The 18,719-nt window shown below is 41.8% G+C and carries 18 protein-coding genes and 1 pseudogene; 1 reads left to right on the forward strand and 18 read right to left on the reverse strand.

Features of this window, described 5'->3' with window-relative positions; all coding sequences use genetic code 11:
* Window positions 1–46: 46 nt before the first annotated feature.
* From R3P39_RS13475 to R3P39_RS13485, 3 genes are all read right to left on the reverse strand, one after another.
* Window positions 47–1,351 carry a TolC family protein gene (locus R3P39_RS13475; RefSeq protein WP_336568075.1) on the reverse strand — a complete coding sequence of 435 codons (1,305 nt, stop codon included), beginning with the start codon at window positions 1,349–1,351 and terminating at the stop codon, window positions 47–49.
* Between the two features lie 215 nt (window positions 1,352–1,566).
* Window positions 1,567–2,331: a thioesterase II family protein gene (locus tag R3P39_RS13480; RefSeq protein ID WP_336568077.1), complete on the reverse strand. Its 765-nt coding sequence runs from the start codon at window positions 2,329–2,331 to the stop codon at window positions 1,567–1,569.
* 17 nt (window positions 2,332–2,348) lie between these two features.
* Window positions 2,349–2,522: a hypothetical protein gene (locus R3P39_RS13485; protein WP_336568079.1), complete on the reverse strand. Its 174-nt coding sequence runs from the start codon at window positions 2,520–2,522 to the stop codon at window positions 2,349–2,351.
* Between the two features lie 758 nt (window positions 2,523–3,280).
* Between R3P39_RS13485 and R3P39_RS13490 the strand changes: the two genes are divergently transcribed.
* The gene (locus tag R3P39_RS13490; protein ID WP_336568081.1) at window positions 3,281–4,360 is read left to right on the forward strand and encodes a hypothetical protein; all 1,080 of its coding nucleotides are present in this window, start codon (window positions 3,281–3,283) and stop codon (window positions 4,358–4,360) included.
* A gap of 335 nt (window positions 4,361–4,695) precedes the next feature.
* On the opposite strand, the gene R3P39_RS13495 is transcribed toward R3P39_RS13490, so the two are convergent.
* From R3P39_RS13495 to R3P39_RS13565, 15 genes and pseudogenes are all read right to left on the reverse strand, one after another.
* Entirely contained in the window at window positions 4,696–5,247 is a 552-nt protein-coding gene (locus tag R3P39_RS13495; RefSeq protein ID WP_336568082.1) for a hypothetical protein, read from the reverse strand.
* A 357-nt stretch (window positions 5,248–5,604) separates the two neighbouring features.
* On the reverse strand, window positions 5,605–5,772 hold the full coding sequence (locus tag R3P39_RS13500) for a hypothetical protein (protein ID WP_336568083.1): 168 nt from the start codon (window positions 5,770–5,772) through the stop codon (window positions 5,605–5,607).
* Between the two features lie 569 nt (window positions 5,773–6,341).
* A pseudogene (locus R3P39_RS13505) lies at window positions 6,342–6,725 on the reverse strand (IS110 family transposase); the annotation flags it as partial.
* Between the two features lie 614 nt (window positions 6,726–7,339).
* A complete protein-coding gene (locus R3P39_RS13510; protein ID WP_336568084.1) occupies window positions 7,340–9,460 on the reverse strand; it encodes a winged helix-turn-helix domain-containing protein in 2,121 nt (706 codons plus the stop codon).
* Window positions 9,461–9,743: 283 nt separating this feature from the next.
* Entirely contained in the window at window positions 9,744–10,160 is a 417-nt protein-coding gene (locus R3P39_RS13515) for a F0F1 ATP synthase subunit epsilon (RefSeq protein ID WP_336568085.1), read from the reverse strand.
* A gap of 13 nt (window positions 10,161–10,173) precedes the next feature.
* Window positions 10,174–11,559 carry a F0F1 ATP synthase subunit beta gene (gene atpD / locus R3P39_RS13520; RefSeq protein WP_336568086.1) on the reverse strand — a complete coding sequence of 462 codons (1,386 nt, stop codon included), beginning with the start codon at window positions 11,557–11,559 and terminating at the stop codon, window positions 10,174–10,176.
* 32 nt (window positions 11,560–11,591) lie between these two features.
* Entirely contained in the window at window positions 11,592–12,452 is an 861-nt protein-coding gene (gene atpG, locus R3P39_RS13525) for a F0F1 ATP synthase subunit gamma (protein ID WP_336568088.1), read from the reverse strand.
* Window positions 12,453–12,505: 53 nt separating this feature from the next.
* On the reverse strand, window positions 12,506–14,047 hold the full coding sequence (gene atpA / locus R3P39_RS13530) for a F0F1 ATP synthase subunit alpha (protein ID WP_336568089.1): 1,542 nt from the start codon (window positions 14,045–14,047) through the stop codon (window positions 12,506–12,508).
* A 14-nt stretch (window positions 14,048–14,061) separates the two neighbouring features.
* A complete protein-coding gene (gene atpH / locus R3P39_RS13535; RefSeq protein WP_336568090.1) occupies window positions 14,062–14,595 on the reverse strand; it encodes a F0F1 ATP synthase subunit delta in 534 nt (177 codons plus the stop codon).
* Between the two features lie 16 nt (window positions 14,596–14,611).
* A complete protein-coding gene (gene atpF / locus R3P39_RS13540; protein ID WP_336568091.1) occupies window positions 14,612–15,082 on the reverse strand; it encodes a F0F1 ATP synthase subunit B in 471 nt (156 codons plus the stop codon).
* A gap of 51 nt (window positions 15,083–15,133) precedes the next feature.
* Window positions 15,134–15,367, reverse strand: coding sequence for a F0F1 ATP synthase subunit C (gene atpE / locus R3P39_RS13545; protein ID WP_008222392.1), 234 nt, complete (start codon window positions 15,365–15,367; stop codon window positions 15,134–15,136).
* A gap of 72 nt (window positions 15,368–15,439) precedes the next feature.
* Window positions 15,440–16,297, reverse strand: coding sequence for a F0F1 ATP synthase subunit A (gene atpB / locus R3P39_RS13550; RefSeq protein ID WP_336568097.1), 858 nt, complete (start codon window positions 16,295–16,297; stop codon window positions 15,440–15,442).
* A gap of 15 nt (window positions 16,298–16,312) precedes the next feature.
* Entirely contained in the window at window positions 16,313–16,693 is a 381-nt protein-coding gene (locus R3P39_RS13555) for an ATP synthase subunit I (protein ID WP_336568098.1), read from the reverse strand.
* Between the two features lie 259 nt (window positions 16,694–16,952).
* Window positions 16,953–17,900: a ParB/RepB/Spo0J family partition protein gene (locus R3P39_RS13560; RefSeq protein ID WP_336568100.1), complete on the reverse strand. Its 948-nt coding sequence runs from the start codon at window positions 17,898–17,900 to the stop codon at window positions 16,953–16,955.
* Between the two features lie 24 nt (window positions 17,901–17,924).
* A complete protein-coding gene (locus tag R3P39_RS13565) occupies window positions 17,925–18,710 on the reverse strand; it encodes a ParA family protein (protein ID WP_336568102.1) in 786 nt (261 codons plus the stop codon).
* Window positions 18,711–18,719 lie beyond the last annotated feature (9 nt).

Consider the following 18,719-nt stretch of genomic DNA (forward strand, 5'->3'; position numbering starts at 1 on the left):
TCCTCTAAATTTTTGTTGCGATGCTCTTGCACAGCGAATTCTGCAATTAATTTCCGTTGTTCTTATGCACTAATGCACCATTAAATAGGCGTCCGAAGCCCTTCACTTCTTCAGCGCTTAGTTCCCCCATTAGCTCTTTAAGTAAAGCGAATCGAGTCATATAGTCATACTTTTGTTGAATCAAACTCAGCTTTTCAGACAAAAGCTTCTCACGATTATCAAGCACCCGAGAAAAAGGGCCAACACCATTAAAATATTCATCTGCAGCACTTTTCAGAGCCAAATCTGCCGCTTTGACTGCTTCACTATTGGCCATGATAGAACGGTGCATCGCATTTAAAGTAAGAAAGCTATGAGATATTTGTTGCTTAACCTCATGCGCCTTTAACTTCTTCAGAGCACGCTTTTGTTTTACCAAAAGCTGAGCGGCGGTACTGGCCGAGGTGGTCGCACCTCCACTATAAAGGGGCATTTCTAGATAAACACCAGCATTCCAGCCTTGGCGCTCTAAGGAATTAACAGCTTTGTAATTGTAAGTATTGTCAGCACGGCTCTCTGTGTAGCTAATTCGCCCAGTCACTGTTGGCAAATGTCTAGACTTTTCTGCTTGCCACTTTTTACTAGCCGCGCTCAAATCTAACACTGCTAATTTATAATCCAAGTTACCTTTAAATCGTTGCTGCAACGATGATACATCGCGATTTGAGTTGTGTAATACAGGCACCTCGCCAGATAACTTCTGGATAGCGCTAACTTCGACCTGAGTTATTAGTGACAAGCGTTCGAATGCTGTGTGTAACTCATTTTTAGCAATCACCTCATCAGCTTTTACCTTTAATTGCTGAGACTCCGCACCTTTGAGCTCACTTACTTTAACTAACCCTAAGGTATAGCGGCTTTTTATGATGCTGTTTTGGCTCTCGTATGCGTCTAATGTATCTTGAATGAACAATAGCCTTTCACGCGCTTTCGCAACTTCAAAATAAGCACTGAGGAAGTCTTTTGTGTAGTTAGATAACGCTCTATGAAAGCGTACTTTAGCTCGGATAGCAATATCTTGACTTGCTCTATAACTATAGTATGTCGGTAAATCAAATATACGCTGATTTAGACTTAACTCCAGCTGTCGACTCTCCGTAGCAGACAACTGCTTTAGCTCGTAGTGTAGTAGGTTACTGCTGGGTGACTCGTTCTCTAGCCTATTGTGATTTACGTTTGCAGTTAGTTTTAGCTCAGGCAAAAGCTGGGCAAATGACTGCCTTTCTCCTTCAACTTCAGCTAAGTATGCAGACTGCTCAGCATGAACAAATAAGCTGTTCTTAGCCCCCTTTCGATATAGTTCAAGTAACAAGTTTGCCTGCGCACTAGCACAACACAAAAAGTACACACAAAGACAAAAAATATTAGCTTTCAATGAAACCTCCAAAAAAGCAACGCACATCTCACGAGTGAGATACTTCCCTCTTCACATCAATACGAATACAAAGCTCTCGGCTTGGTATGGTGTTGCTCTTACTTAATTTACTCAGCAACGAAGCTATAATGACTTACGCGATAAATGCTCAACTAGCTAAAAGTTAAGTGTTTTGTCTTAGTAAAATCAACTCCATTAAAAAAGTCGTTCAATTTATTAATTATTTTCTCTTGCTGCGTATCTATAAAAAAGTGACCACCATCAAAGGCAACTGAATCAAAACCAAGAAATAATTCACCCCACATTTCAACTTCTTTCTCAGATACCGCATCGCTTTTGCCATAAAACACAGTTACTTCCGAGGGAACTGTTACACTTCCTTGATATGAATATTGCCCTGCCACCTTAAAGTCTGCACGTAACATAGGTAGGTAAAGCTCCATGAGCTCTCGGTTAGCTAAAATTTCCTCAGGTGTTCCTTTCATTCGTTCTAACTCGCGCATAAACTCCGAGTCTTCATATTCATATACTTTGTCTTTAAAGCACTGCTTTTGAGGCCCAGCACTTCCAGAGGCAAAAAAGTGCTGTGGCGCTTTGAGCCCTAGCTCTAATGCACTGCAAACGACTTCAAAACCAACTCGACTTCCCAGACTGTGACCGAATATGACATAGTCTTTAGATAATAAATGGGTTATTTTAGGTACAAGTTCCGCAATGAGTTCATCCATACTATCTATAGGTGCTCTATCGAAATGAGCCCCTCTTCCTGGTAATTGAATGATATTTACTTCAACGTGTTCAGGTAATTGACTGGGCCAAGAGCAAAAAGAACCAACACTGCCACCTGCGTAGGGAAAGCAGATTAACCTTACAGTTGCATTAGGTCTTGGTCTTGGTGTTATGTACCATTTATTCATATATATCCCACTTAGTATCAGTTGAGCTGTTGGCTTAATTGTTCCAAATCCATTTCAAGCTGCAGGTCAACAGCCTGAGACTGTAAAAATACACCATCCAAAGCATCAACTTTACCTCGTGAATAGCCTTGCTCATACGCCCACTTAATAAGCTGTAACTCTTTGCTGGATAGTGACTTCGTAATTGGCATGCTACGTCCCTTTGTTTTATTGTAGAGTTTTACGTATTGTTTTTCTTCAGTATTGCGGAGCATTTCGACCACACCTCAACTATTAACATAACGACAAGAAATAAAGCTTTGTTGTAAAGAGCTTCACCATTTCGACACCAACAATATTACAGTTAAGTTGTGACTTGTGGTAATTATGAAATGTTATTTAATGCACGTTAAAGAAACAAATAAACACATGAATTAAAAGGATAAATAAAACAATATTTAATTCTATCAAAATAACAATTGTCATTATTACCAGCTACTTTAAGACGCAAACTAACTCTGAGCCTACAACCCCTCTATACATCACATAATTATAACAATCCATTCAACGCCCGTGTTCTTAATCAGGGTGCTAATTGATATCAAAGAAATCTGAACCTAAAGGAAGGAAAAAATAAAACATAAACAACAAAATCAAAGACTTAAAAAATAACCTTATCTTAATATATTACTTTTAATCACAGTAAAACAGCCGCACGTCCAATAGTATCGTAAGCAAAATGGTAACAGCTCTTTCATGTTGGCCTTTAGGGCGGAGAGAATTAGGTATTGGCTTAACCAAAAGTGCTTTGTTACAATGAGACATAAACTGAAATTATCTTACAACTTTGAGGCCTGTAGTGCTTGCTTGCGCGGAGCCGTTCTTACAAGCTTCAAGGGTGTTACGAAGACAGCAATCGGCTGCTCTTGTTGTACCTATTTTGTAATCTATTTAATTGAGCATAATTAAAATGTCCGAAAAATTAGAACAACTCATATTATCGAATGTGAATAACAAAGAACTGTTTCACTCCGAGACCTACGAATATCAGTCGCTATTTCTCAGCTCGGTTGTACCCGACCCCTCAAACGCTAGGTTTATGCCTTGTATCTTTATGGAAGATGAGCACGCCAAACAGTTTGTAACCCGTAATATTTCTAAAAAGCAATTGAGTAAAATATATCAAGCGGAAGATCATGTCCTGATAGGTAAATCATGCATAATTAACTGTTTAAAATATGGCAGCCCAGAGTGGAAAAAAGCTAACACTACAATTGAATCGATCGTTGAGCTGGGTGAAAATATTGCAGTGTCTGAGATGATTCAAGCTCCTACAGTTTACCCAGATGAAGATGGAAAATATAAAATATTAACGGGCCACAGGCGCTTCTTCGCTCTTGTTTTCGCATACGGCTTTGGGCATGTAGCGCAATTCAAAGTTTATGAAAAAAAACCGCTTTTATCTAAAGTTAAGCAGTTTCAGGAAAACGCTAGTAGAGAGGACTTGCCACAGTATGGCAAGTTACAAGCGTTTTTATCTGCAATGAGAGAGATTGAAGCCTTAGATCAAGCTCGATTGAAGGTAGGAGACAAAAAGCTAACAGTAAGGGATAAAGCCAAGAATTTGGGAATTTCTATGGGAGCTTATGATAACTATAATGTCCTCACTCGATACCCTGAGGTCATTAATGCATATGAACAAGGCCTGTCTCACTCTTTTTTAAGCGTCAAGAAGGTAGTACTTAAGGTTGAAAATGAATATAAATTAGAACATAACAAAAGCCAACTTAACCTTTCTGACAGAAAGCAGATCGGAAAAACCATTGAGCAACAACTCATAGGCCCCAAACCTAACAGAAATAAAAAACGGCAACTTAGTATCAAGGAAATTCCATCGGTCAACGTGCTTAAAACTCTGCTATTTAAAGATGTTTCAACGCTTAACACGGAAATTGATTGGCACAGCCTAGATTGGGAAGATAATCAAAGTGTAAATGCTGCAATAACTCAACTCATTTCCGTTATGGCAGAGCAAGAGTTTGAAAAGTAAACTCTTTTACAACTGACCCAGGGTGATAACTATTAAGTCTAACCTATTATGAAGACGAGGCTTTGGTGTCTACTAGTTAAAACTAAAGCTGACAGTTAACTGTTTTTCAATCAGTGGCTGTCAGTTTATGCTTGAGCTAAATATTTTGTACTAGCTCAACAATATTGCCAGTGTGATTATATCCAAGCCGCTTGGTACTTATATCGTCAGTACCACTTGGTAGTTGCACTAATATATTTGATGGTACCTAGCATTATCAAGGTACCATCTGCGAAGGTTGCTGATCAAAGTAATTGGCTCTCAAGATAGTGACTACTTTGTTTCGAGTCAGGCGATTATCTAACCAAAGACAAGCAACTTGACTTATCAAAGTGTAAATTTATTTCTTTTTTTGGCTCTATCTCTAATATTTTATTATTGTAGGATGGTAGCTCAAATGTAGTCAGCAGCTGCTTGCCTGTGCTTCCTGTCACTGTTAACTCAAGTGCTTCACTGTCTAAGCAGAGCCATAATGAATCGGCAATTTTCGCTCTCTCATATTGCGAGCCGGAAAAGCCAACAATCGCTAAAACCTCAGAGCTAGACACAATAGAGGCCAAAGACCCAGCTTGTATACTTTCATTAGCATTAACACTATCCGTAATAATAAATTCCACATAGCCAGATTCTTGTGCACTCATACTTTTTGTTTGCTGCTCTTTACTCGAGCGGTACTTCAAGAGTGTTTGCCCTTTCTCTACCCGCTCTCCTGGCTTAACTGGAAGCTCAACAACTAAAGCAGCTTCTTGGAAGTAATAAAAGACTTCTGAAGGCTTTGTGATCTTAATATTCCCTGTCATATTCGCTGTTGATAACAGCAATAAAGGTGCCAAACTAATGGAACTCAATACAATCTCCTAAATATCTAAAATAACTAACCACTCACACAAAACCACCTTGTCACCCAATTAAGCTCATGGGCATTTGTCACCTTTTCTAGCCGTGAGCAAGCAAAAGTTAAAGTGAAAGGATAAAACCTGTTTAGGCTAACCAGTTGTATAGCTTGTATAGTCATGTGTGATAAGCGGCTTTACATCTGGTATTTGGGTAGGCGCTAAGTCTCCTCCTGCAATTTTACGTGTATGTTGTAGCTCTACTCCTTTAGTGTTTGATAGCTTTTTTAATTGTTTCTTTTTTAGTGTAAGTAACATGATCACTTTACCTCTAGTTGCTATTTAGTTCTTATATTTGCGAGTGTTGATTAATTAACCTGTTGTGTAGCTTGTATAGTCATGCGTGATTCGCTCCTTTGCATCAGGCAATTGGTTAGACGCTAAATCTTCTCCCCCTGCAACTTTACGTGTATGTTGTAGCTCTAAACCTTTGCTGTTTGATAGTTTTTTTAATTGCTTCTTTTTTAGTGTTAATAACATGCTTAATTTCCTAATTTTGTAGTTATCTTGTAGTACAGCACCCTTGATTGATGAATCACCTGAGTGCCTAATAACAATAGCTAACTTGCTTAAACAGTAGTAATTATCAAAGCTTATTTTTAAGATAAGAAACCTCCTTTAACTACATGATTTAAAAGATTTTAAAAAACATTCGGAAGCGATACCCTCCTAATAATAATTACTGTCTGTATAATTTTAAGAAACACAGTTCTGCTTTAGTCAAACCGCAACCTTTACTAATAGAAGATAATCCAATTATTGAGATCTTGAATGACAAAAGAGCAAACAGAAGCCACAAGCAAAGTGTGAACAAGAACCCTTAGCAACCATAAACATATTCAGTACCTAGCCGACAGCGTCTTTAGGTATTATTGCTAAATTAGTTAGTGAAACTACAAGCAAGTCAAGACAAGGAACCCGCTTGCAAAATCATCTTTCGAGCGAATACAGAGGTTCTACATATATTCGAGAAGCCGATTCACGATTCCATGACTCACCTTTTGCATTGCGCAAAAAGTCAAAGCAGAAGCCAAACTTTAGAATCATCAACGAGCTCTTACTTTATGGAGCCAAGAAGCCTCTGTTTGTTCTAGACTTCTTGACTTAACGAAATACATATTCGGCCTAACAGCGGCTTCTGTAACAGTAAACGCATCATTTCTGTCATTTTTATTGCCTTTCACAAAAGCTTTTACATGGATTGGTGGTATAAGTCTGACTGCAAAGTCTAGCTTTTCCAATTCACGTCCCCAGTAGTTTGAACCAGAGCACGCTTCCCTAGCTATGACGGCATCTGGATATTCCAGTAAGAAGGTAAATAATTTATTTCGCTTCAACGCTTTCTTTATTAAAGACACACTTTCCAGCCTGATTTACGCCACAAACCTGTAAGTATTCTTTGCTAAATCTATTCCTATTAGACATACTTTCATCTGAAGACCTTTTGTGATTTATATTGAATAGTCAAATCAATAATGACGCATTACGACGTCGTTTGCACTCGAGGTGTTCATCTCATCATCCTCCATGTAGGCAAGGCGAAAATTTTGCTATTTAATTGTTCTTAAGAAGAAAATTTTAACGCAGTTAGCGTCGAATCTGTTCCCTCAAATTGAGCCAGTATAAATGCGTATTGGTATTAACGAGTTGAGCTGAAAAAGAAAGTAACGCAGCTGTATATCCAGCTTGGTAAACCAATTCAGAGTGTTTACATCGAACATTTTGAATGGTTGGATTTACACATCTTAGATAGTGTGCAGATATAAAAACTTGCAACTGAGTGGCTTTGGACTTATACCAACGAGAAACCGAATATGGGGCCACTAGAAGCGTCCCCTCTCAAGTTATTAATACAAGCGGTTGAATAAGAATAGTTGCTGCTTAGAATGCCGGATCGCACAGTTATTTTCTCGGTTTTTATCATGCAAAGTCTTACTGCTGAGCAAGCGAATGCTGCTCGCTGGGCTTCTATTATTATTCGGAGTTACGATACAAGCTAAAGCCCTAAAAAGGTGACTAACTGGCAACAAGGCTATGGTTTCACACATCAATTGTTGGGAGAGCCTTTATATTTAAGCTTAAATAGGTGATTATTAATGGGCTTAATTATATCGACTAATAGCTTTCCCCTATTAAATTCAATATCCTTAATTCTCCCTTGTCCCGGTAAGGTAAATAATAACTTCGCGCTGTCGTCTGTCTGATAGTCAATTTGATAAATATTATATCCATCGGTGTGGTATATTTGATCTCCAGCTACTGTAAGTTTATGCTGGCTGAACGCTTTCGGCAGGGCAACTTCTATAATTGACTCACCAAGTTTGCGATCAAAAATTTCAACTTTGTCTTTCGTTGACAAAGAAACATATAAGTCTTTGTTAATTGAAGAAAGCCACAGCACATCCTGCATAGGCAAGGTTGAGATCAGCTTGCTTTCCCTTGAATAGATATATGCTTTATTTTTCGACCTTTCCACTGATACATAACCAATATCACCATTTTGTAAAAAATCAGCCGATATCACTCGCCCTGTAGTTTGGATTGTGTCCAATAAGCGCCATTTATTCGAGTCATATATCTCAAGTCGATTTTCAAATTTCAGCAATACCTCTTGGTAGTCTCTGCGAGCTTCAACATCAAAAAGCTCTTCACTTGTTAGGCGGGAATCAACAATAGAACCACTTTCGTCCAGTTCGAACAATGTCGCCTTACCGTTTTTAACTGCAACCGTAAAGTAGCCATTTTCCTTCGGTGAAGATGATCTATGATATGCAACCTCTTTGTTCAACTGGTTAAACTGCAAACTTTTAAGGTTTAGCTGATTTAACTGATGTAAATATGGATACCCAACGACGAGCATATTTTTCCAGTCTATCGACTGATAACTCGAGTAGCGGCTATCCCCTAGGGCTTGAATTTTTTTAACTAACTTTTTTGATTTTAAAGAATACTCATAAATTTTCTTTTCAAATGGCTGCATCCAGATAAGTGTATTACGAGCACTATCATAATTAACAGACCATATCCTGTTCTTAGACTCGTAAAGCTTTACTAAGTTACCTCCTTCAGATTCTGTCATATAAAGTTCTGAAAACCCAGGCTGGCGACGCTCAAAAAACACACTATCAAGAGATTCGGAGTAGTGAAGAAAATGATCCCCATGTGAGTTAATATTTGGAGAAGTAATCTGAAACTCTTCACCTGTCGCTAAGTTTCTGTTCACCAGTGCCGACAACTCATCTCTGTTTCGGTAATTATTTTTTGTATAAATAAAAGAGTTTTCACCTACGCCAGCCCCAAATGTCATACGTAGTTCGCAATCAAATAGAGGTCGGTTAGCTGAAGTAAAATCGCGGCTAATCTTCCATACCTTGCAACTTTTATTTTTAATATCTACCACTCGGTAAAACAAAGACGAGCTGTCTGACGCCCAGCCCATTGGAAAAAAATGAAACTTCTCTTCACCCAACCGTTGCTCTTTACCATCCCTTAAATCCTTAACTACCAGATAGCTTTTATCTTGATCTTCAGGAATAAAAGAGAAAGCTGCATAATTTTTGTCTGGTGACAATAGTAATATATTATACTGACCATCCATCCAAGACAGGGCTTGTTCCTCGTATTTTTTTTTGCTCAATTCAAGCGTGCTACTCTTACTAACTTCATGTGGCAAAGAGTAAAAATACCCTCCTACTAGAAAGGTAAGTGTAAATATAATAATAGAAATAAAAATAAGTGGGCTTTTTTTGCGTTTATCGTTTACCTCAGGTTGTATCCCTGAAACTTTCCCTTGCTTTTGAGGTTGAGGATACTCCGCCTCTTCGTGATATATAACTATAGGCTCGACAAAAAAGCTATAGCCTTTCCGGTAATGTGTTTTTACTATAGCCCCTTTCTGTCGATCGGATTTTAGAACCTTACGAAGTTCAGATATCGCTCTGTTAATGGCATTATCATCAACAAAATTCTGTCTCCAAACATCATCAACAAGATCTTGCCTCGTAATAATCTGGTCACAATTTATGGCCAAATAACAAAGAATATTGAATAAAAGAGGCTCTAATTCGCGCTCAACTTCCCCATCAGATATGCATTGGCGTCGTGGATCTAGTGTCCATGCACCAAATATAACTTCTTTTACCTTTCTGGAAAAATTAACTTCATTCATGATGAGCGCAATATAATTATAATTAATTCCTTAATTTTATATAATGACACATTGAAAACAACTACTTATTACAATTACATAAAAAAATAGTTACATTTGTACCAAATAACGCACAAAAAACACTCTTTCACACTAAAGAAATAAAAAATTTAATGAAAAAGTACCAGCAAGTGACAGCCAATAAATATAACCGGCATCAAAGTCCGTGCTGACTATTCTTACATGACCATAAAAAAACCCACACTCTTCAGTGTGGGTTTTTTATAACCAGATAGGTGGTTGGCTATTTGCGCAGCTGGCGAATAACGCGTAGCTGTGCAAGCGCTTCTTCTAGTTGAACAGCAGCGCGCTGGTAATCCAACTCGTCTGCAGAACCTGCAGCCATTTGCGCATGCGCTTCACGCTTGGCTTCTTCAGCAGCTTGCTCATCAAGTTCTTCAGCACGCATAGCAACGTCCGCTAGGACTGTTACTGTTTGTGGTTGAACTTCAAGCGTGCCGCCGGCAACGTAGATAACATCTTCAGTGCCATCTGTTGCAACCAAACGAACCATACCAGGTTTTAGGCCAGTCAGTAGTGGCGCGTGGCCAGGGTGAATACCAAGTTCACCTTCGCTACCGGTCACTTGAATCGCAGTTACGTCACCAGAGAATAGATTCTCTTCAGCGCTTACTACGTCAAGATGTACTGTCATTGCCATAACAACCCCCTAATTACATGTTTTTGGCTTTTTCAACTGCTTCGTCGATTGAGCCAACCATGTAGAAAGCCTGCTCTGGCATGTCATCGAATTCACCGTTTAAGATGCCTTTGAAGCCAGAAATAGTGTCTTTCAGTGAAACGTATTTACCAGGTGCACCTGTGAATACCTCAGCAACGAAGAACGGCTGCGATAGGAAACGCTGGATTTTACGTGCACGAGATACAACTTGCTTATCTTCGTCAGATAGCTCGTCCATACCTAGGATTGCAATGATGTCTTTAAGCTCTTTATAACGCTGAAGAACTGTTTGAACACCACGTGCAGTGTCATAGTGCTCTTGACCAATTACTTGTGGGTCAAGCTGACGAGACGTTGAATCAAGTGGATCAACCGCTGGGTAGATACCTAGGGCTGCGATGTCACGGTTAAGTACTACCGTTGCATCCAAGTGCGCGAACGTGGTTGCTGGTGACGGGTCAGTCAAGTCATCCGCAGGTACATATACTGCTTGGATTGAAGTGATTGAACCAGTCTTAGTTGACGCGATACGCTCCTGTAGTACACCCATTTCTTCAGCTAGTGTAGGCTGGTAACCTACTGCTGAAGGCATACGACCTAGAAGTGCTGATACCTCAGTACCTGCTAGGGTATAACGGTAGATGTTATCTACGAAAAACAGTACGTCACGACCTTCGTCACGGAACTTCTCAGCCATTGTAAGACCAGTTAGTGCAACACGTAGTCGGTTACCCGGTGGCTCGTTCATCTGACCGTATACTAGCGATACTTTATCTAGTACGTTTGAGTCGTTCATTTCGTGGTAGAAGTCATTACCCTCACGAGTACGCTCACCAACACCTGCGAATACTGAGTAACCGCTGTGCTCGATTGCGATGTTACGGATAAGCTCCATCATGTTTACGGTTTTACCTACACCCGCACCACCGAATAGACCAACTTTACCACCTTTAGCGAATGGACATACAAGGTCGATAACCTTGATACCAGTCTCTAAAAGCTCAACTGAGCTGCTCTGATCTTCGTAGCTTGGTGCTGCACGGTGAATAGACCAACGCTCTTCTTCACCGATAGGGCCCGCTTCATCAATCGCGTCACCCAGTACGTTCATGATACGACCAAGTGTTTTAGTACCTACTGGAACCTTAATTGGCTCAGCAGTACCTTCTACTGAAGTACCACGGCGTAAACCGTCAGTACTACCTAGTGCGATACCACGTACCACACCGCCACCTAGCTGCTGTTGCACTTCTAGTGTCAAACCAGCTAAGTCGCCATCTGTAACTTTTAGTGCGTCATATACGGCTGGCACGTTGTCTTGTGGAAACTCGATGTCCACAACGGCGCCGATAATTTGGACGACCTTACCTAAACTCATGTCTATTCCTCTTATTAAACTTTGCCGAAGCGTTACACGGCCGCCGAACCAGAAACAATCTCACTGATTTCTTGTGTGATTGCCGCCTGACGCGCCTTGTTGTATACCAGCTGTAGCCCATCAATTAAGTCGCCTGCATTATCTGTTGCGGCTTTCATCGCAACCATACGGGCGGCTTGTTCAGAGGCAGCATTCTCAACTACACCTTGGTAAACCTGAGACTCAATAAAGCGCACAATAAGTGTCTCTAAAATTGCCTCTGGGCTTGGCTCATATAAGTAATCCCAAGCGTGAGCTGATACTTCTTCTTCAGCTTTTGGCAAAGGTAATAACTGATCGATAACAGGCTCTTGCTTCATTGTGTTAACAAAGTTGTTGTACACAACGAATAAGCGGTCAATTTTGCCTTCAGAGAATGCATCTAGCATTACTTTTACAGGACCAATTACGTCCTGAACTGAAGGCGTATCTCCCAACCCCGACTTTTTGGCTTCTAGCTCACCGCCAAAACGCTTAAAGAAAGCAGCTGATTTACTGCCTAGTGCTGCAAACGATGCTTCAACACCTTTTTCTTTCCACGCTTTCACGTCTTTTACTACCTTCTTAAACTCGTTTGAGTTCAAGCCGCCACAAAGACCGCGATCGGTAGAGATAACAATGTAACCAACTCGCTTCACTTCGCGTTCCTCAAGGAACGGATGGTGGAAGTCAAGATTAGCCTGAGCAACACGACCGATCACTTTGCGTAAGTTTTCAGCGTATGGACGACTTGACGCGACGCGTTCTTGTGCCTTCTTCATTTTTGAAGCGGCAACCATCTCCATTGCGCTGGTGATCTTCTGAGTATTCTTGATACTCCCGATCTTGCTTTTTATCTCTTTTCCGCTGGCCATGACTCTCTCTCCGAATCTCGGTGAGTAACAGTGCTACTCACCTTAATAACACATTACCAAGTTTGCGTAGATTTGAACTTCTCAAGAAGCTCTTTAAGCTGCGCTTCGATCTCGGCGTTGTAGTTACCAGTTTCATTGATTTGAGCCATTAGCTCTGCGTACTCGCTTTTCGCAAATGCGATTAGGCTTGCTTCGAAGTCTAGAAGTTTGTCTACTTCAACGTCTTTCAAGAAGCCTTTTTCTACTGCGAATAGCGATACTGACATTTCAGCAACAGACATTGGTGCGTACTGTTTCTGCTTCATTAGCTCTGTTACACGCTCACCGTGTTCAAGCTGTGCACGTGTTGCATCGTCAAGGTCAGAAGCAAACTGCGAGAACGCCGCAAGTTCACGATACTGAGCTAGCGCTAGACGGATACCACCACCTAGTTTCTTAACGATTTTCGTTTGCGCTGCACCACCTACACGAGATACCGAGATACCAGCGTTAACAGCTGGACGGATACCTGAGTTGAACAAGTCAGTTTCTAGGAAGATCTGACCATCAGTGATTGAGATAACGTTGGTAGGTACGAATGCAGAAACGTCACCACCTTGAGTTTCAATGATTGGCAATGCCGTCAATGAACCTGTTTTACCTTTCACTTCACCGTTTGTGAACTTCTCAACGTACTCAGCGTTTACACGTGATGCACGCTCTAGAAGACGTGAGTGAAGATAGAATACGTCACCTGGGTATGCTTCACGGCCTGGTGGACGCTTAAGTAGTAGTGAGATTTGACGGTAAGCAACAGCTTGCTTAGACAAATCATCATATACGATTAGTGCGTCTTCACCGCGGTCACGGAAGTATTCACCCATAGTACAACCAGAGAACGGCGCTAGGTATTGTAGCGCTGCAGATTCTGATGCTGAAGCCACTACTACGATAGTGTTTTCAAGGGCACCGTGCTCTTCTAGTTTACGTACTACGTTAGCAATCGTAGATGCTTTCTGACCAACCGCTACGTACACACACTTAACGCCTGTGTCTTTTTGGTTGATGATGGCATCGATTGCTAATGCTGTTTTACCAGTCTGACGGTCACCGATAACTAGCTCACGCTGACCACGACCAACTGGGATCATCGCATCGATAGATTTATAACCAGTTTGTACTGGCTCATCTACTGATTGACGCTCGATTACGCCAGGTGCGATTTTCTCTACTGCTTCGAAGCCATCGTTATCGATAGCGCCTTTACCATCGATTGGTGCACCTAGAGTGTTAACAACACGACCAAGTAGACCGTTACCAACAGGTACTTCAAGGATACGACCAGTAGATTTAACTTTTACGCCTTCTTTAAGGTCTGCGTATGGACCCATAACTACTGCACCTACTGAGTCACGCTCAAGGTTCAATGCAATAGCATAACGGTTGCCAGGAAGCTCGATCATCTCACCTTGCATACAGTCAGCTAGACCGTGGATGCGGATGATACCGTCGGTAACAGATACGATAGTACCTTCGTTACGCGCTTCACTTACAACTTCAAACTGTTCAATGCGTTGCTTGATCAGTGCAGAAATTTCTGTGGAATTAAGTTGCATGCTCTTTTTCCCAATTACGATTGTAGCGACGTAGTAAGACGTTCTAGCTTGCCGCGCACAGAACCGTCAATAACGGTGTCGCCAGCTTTAATTACTAGACCACTTACGATAGCTTCGTCGATGCTACAATTCAGCTTAACTTTGCGTGCGAAACGTTTCTCAAGTGCCGCGACCAATTTTGCTTGCGCGTCATCGGCAAGCGCTGTTGCTGAAACCACATCTACTTCGATTTCTTTTTCATAGTCTGCTTTTAATTCAGCAAACAATTCTGCAACAGCTGGAATGGCGGCTAAACGCTCATTTTCGGCCATCAGCTTGATAAGATTTTGACCTTGCTCATTGAGTTGCTCAGCACATAGCTTGATGATGACTTCAGACTGCTCAGCTTCAGTAGCAATGCTACCTAGTAGCGTCTTAACCTGTTCATCGCTGGTCACTTGACCGGCGAAGAACAGCATATCATTCCAAGCTTCAACTGTGCCTTTATCAACGGCAAGTTCAAAAGCCGCTTTAGCGTATGGGCGAGCGATAGTAGTCAATTCAGACATGCTCAGACCCTCCTACTTAAAGCTCAGCGACAAGTTTTTCAACGATGTCACTGTGTGTGGCTTGATTGATTTCACGCTCTAAAATCTTCTCAGCGCCAGCGATAGAAAGTGCCGCTACTTGAGTACGTAGTTCTTCTTTCACACGGTTGCGCTCAGACTCAATTTCAGAGTGTCCCTGAGCAATGATTTTTTCACGCTCTTGCTGACCACGAGTTGTCTCTTCGTCAACAATTAGCGCAGCACGCTTCTTAGCTTGTTCGATGATTTCGCTAGCCTGTGCTTTTGCTTCTTTAAGCTGCTCTTGCGCTTTTTCGCGCGCAAGCTCAAGGTCTTTTTCAGCTTTGTCAGAGGCAGCTAAACCATCTTCAATTTTTTTCTGGCGAGCTTCAATCGCACCATTTAGTGGTGGCCATACGAACTTCATACAGAACCATACGAAGACCACAAATGCGATTAATTCACCTATTAGAGTGGCGTTTAAGTTCACGACCGCTCCTCCTTACTTGACAGTTGTTCGTTTCAGGTATTTTCTAAAAAATTAAAGAGCGAACAACATGTACATAGCGATACCTACACCGATCATTGCTACGGCATCGATAAGACCAGCTAGGATGAACATTTTAACTTGTAGTTGAGGCGCAAGCTCAGGCTGACGAGCACATGCTTCTAGGAACTTACCACCCATGTTACCGAAGCCTAGTGCAGTACCGATAGCACCAAAACCGATTAGTAGTGCAACAGCGATAAGTTTAATAGCAACTGCGATTTCCATTTTTATCTCCAAAGTTTTAATAGTAAATTAAAGTTAAAGTTTAAGTATAAAAAATCTTTATTATTCAGCTTATTAGTGGCCTTTCGAGCTGGCCATGCTGAGGTATACAATGGTAAGCATCATAAATACAAATGCTTGCAATACGATTACCATGATGTGGAATACGGCCCACACAAAGTGCAGTGGTAATTGCATTAGTCCAACTGCACCGATCAAGATGAAAATCATCTCACCAGCGTACAAGTTACCGAACAAACGCAGTGCTAGCGAGAATGGCTTAGCAACCAAAGCAATTGTTTCAAGTATCAAGTTACACGGGATCAACACTAACATCATTAGTTTATTTTTCGAGCTAAATGGATGAAGTGTTAATTCTGCGATGAAACCACCAACGCCTTTGATGCGGATTGAGTAACCGATCATCAAAATAAACACACCCAGCGCAAGCGCTGCAGTCATGTTCACGTCTGTGGTTGGTACGATTTTCATGTAGACATCGTGTGGGTCCATACCAAACGCTTGCTCACCAACGAAGCCGGCGAAAGCAGGTAGGAAATCTACTGGTACCAAGTCCATCAAGTTCATTAAGAACACCCAAACGAAAATCGTTAGGGCCAACGGCGCGATTAGCTTGCTGTTACCGTGATAAGTGTCGCGTACGTTGCTAGCAACGAGCTCAACAATCATCTCAATAAAGCACTGGAATTTACCAGGAACGCCGGTAGTGGATTTATTAGCGGCACTTCGGAAGATCCATAAGAAAATAAGACCTAAACCGATTGACCATGCGAGGGTATCTATATGCCATGTCCAGAAACCACTGTCCGCACATGCTTTGTTGAAGGCAAGACCGGTGTCGGTCGAGCACATCTTGGCATTGGTCAAGTGGTGCTGAATATGGCTCGATAGAGTAACTTCTTCTGCAGCCATGTTTTATCCCAAAAGTTAATGATTAAAAAAAATCAGGACTAACCATTGTGTCAGCATCACCAGCAAGTAAGTGCCAAAAAAAGGCCACATAACTACCGAAAAGTGCTTAAAAAACAGTGCAAATAGCACAACAGTTAGTAAAAATTTTAATCCGTTTCCTCGTTTTATCGAGGAATACACTTGATTTGCCTTGCTCGCGCCCATAAACCGAAACGCATAAGCGGCAAATACAAAATTAGGGAGTACCAATACCATTCCGCCAGCTAATGCTGAAACTCCGGCTTGTACTCCCCAACCTACAAAAACGATTACTGCAGCGACTAATGCTACGATACCCTGAATGAAAACACCTTTTAATGCGGCTCGGCGATATGGCTGAGCTAACGAATGAGTCACTTTATATTAACCTTAATGACGTTAAATTTTATCAGGGTATGAAAACTGGCGAAATTATACTTGTTTCTACTGATTTTGCAACTTGACGGCAAGAAATGTGACCCTTTTTAGACAGGATTTTTACCCCACCCAATACCATAGTCGAAGAGCGTTCCGAGCTGTGACCGCAAGAAAAAATATAAAATCAAATTAACTGCATATTTACCCAGAGTTGGGAAAGAGAAGAGGGTGATGTCATCACAACATCACCTTAGTAAGATTACTCTGGCGAGCCGTTCATTTCGGCATTAATGCGCCCTAAAATACCATCGAGCTCGTCAAGGTTTGCATAAGAAATCACCAACTTACCTTTGCCTTTTTGGTTATAGTTGATTTCCACTTTGGCGCCTAGGTTTTCTTGCAATTGTTGCTCTAACAACTGCACATCTGGGTCTTTTGCTTTGGGTTCTTTTTTCGCCACCGGCTCTAAAATACTGCGCACTAGCTTTTCTGTTTCACGCACCGTTAGGCCTTTCGCTACCGCGGTACGCGCGGCTTCTGATTGCGGCTCACCAGTAAGGGCTAGCAAACAACGGGCATGGCCCATCTCAATGTCGCCATGCTCCAACAATATTTTAACATCATCGTTAAGATTATTGAGGCGCAACAGGTTGGTCACTGTGGTGCGAGACTTGCCTACGGCATCTGCCACTTGTTGGTGAGTAAGCTCAAACTCATTAAGTAAACGGTCTAATGCGATGGCTTCTTCCATGGCATTGAGATCTTCACGCTGAATATTTTCGATAAGCGCAATGGCAACAGCGGCTTCATCCGGTACATCCTTGATAATACAAGGAACCGACTCTTGTTTTGCTAATTGCGCAGCACGCCAGCGTCTTTCACCAGCAATGATTTCATAACTTTGCCCTGCAACTTTGCGCACCACAATCGGCTGCAAAATGCCTTGCGAGCGAATGGAGCTAGCAAGCTCTTCGAGCGCTTGCTCTGACATATCTTTACGCGGCTGATAGCGACCAGGCTTAAGCCACTCAATCGCCAAGCGCTGTAATTCTTGTTCTGTATTAGTTGTGCTTGGGGTCGGTGCTGGGGTTGCGCCAGCATCTTGCTCAGGCTGCTCAGAAACTGCTTTAGGTGTCGTTGGGTCAGGTTTGGCAGAACTCAATAGGGCGTCCAATCCTCGGCCTAAACCGCGTTTTTTAACCGACATGTTTTTCTTATCCTCTTTGGCAACTTACGCTACAGCGGCTGCTTTTTTTTCTTTACGTCTTAGCATCTCTCCAGCTAACGCAAGGTAAGCTTTAGCGCCACTGGAAGCTCTATCATAATACATCGCAGGGGCACCGAAGCTCGGTGCTTCCGCCAACCGCACATTACGGGGGATCACGGTGCGGTACACTTTATCACCGAAGTGCTGCTTTAGCTGTTCAGAAACATCATTAGCCAGGCGGTTGCGCGGGTCATACATAGTGCGCAAAATGCCTTCAATTTGCAATCCTGGGTTAACCAGTTTGCCTAACTGAGTAATGGTGTCCATTAAAGCGGTTAACCCTTCCAGTGCATAATACTCACATTGCATCGGCACTAATACCGCATCGGCTGCCGCCATGGCATTAACGGTTAACATGTTCAAAGAAGGAGGGCAGTCAATAAAAATAAACTCGTATTTATCTTTTACTGCTTCAAGGGCGTTTCGCAACCTAACTTCTCGGGCAAACAGTTCCATTAACTTTACTTCGGCGGCCGTAACGTCACCATTGGCAGCAATAAGGTGATACTCACCACTGGTTTCAGTAGAGATCACCTCATCCATTGGTTTTTCATCGATCAAGAGATCGTAAATAGTGGCTACGTCGTCATACTTATCAACGCCACTGCCCATGGTAGCGTTGCCTTGCGGATCGAGATCGATCAATAACACTTTACGTTTAGTCGCCGCCATGGACGCGGCTAAATTCACCGCGGTGGTTGTTTTGCCCACACCACCTTTTTGGTTTGCGATTGCAATGATTCTTGCCACAATGTCCTC

The sequence above is a fragment of the Pseudoalteromonas sp. UG3-2 genome (assembly GCF_037120705.1).
GTDB lineage: Bacteria > Pseudomonadota > Gammaproteobacteria > Enterobacterales > Alteromonadaceae > Pseudoalteromonas.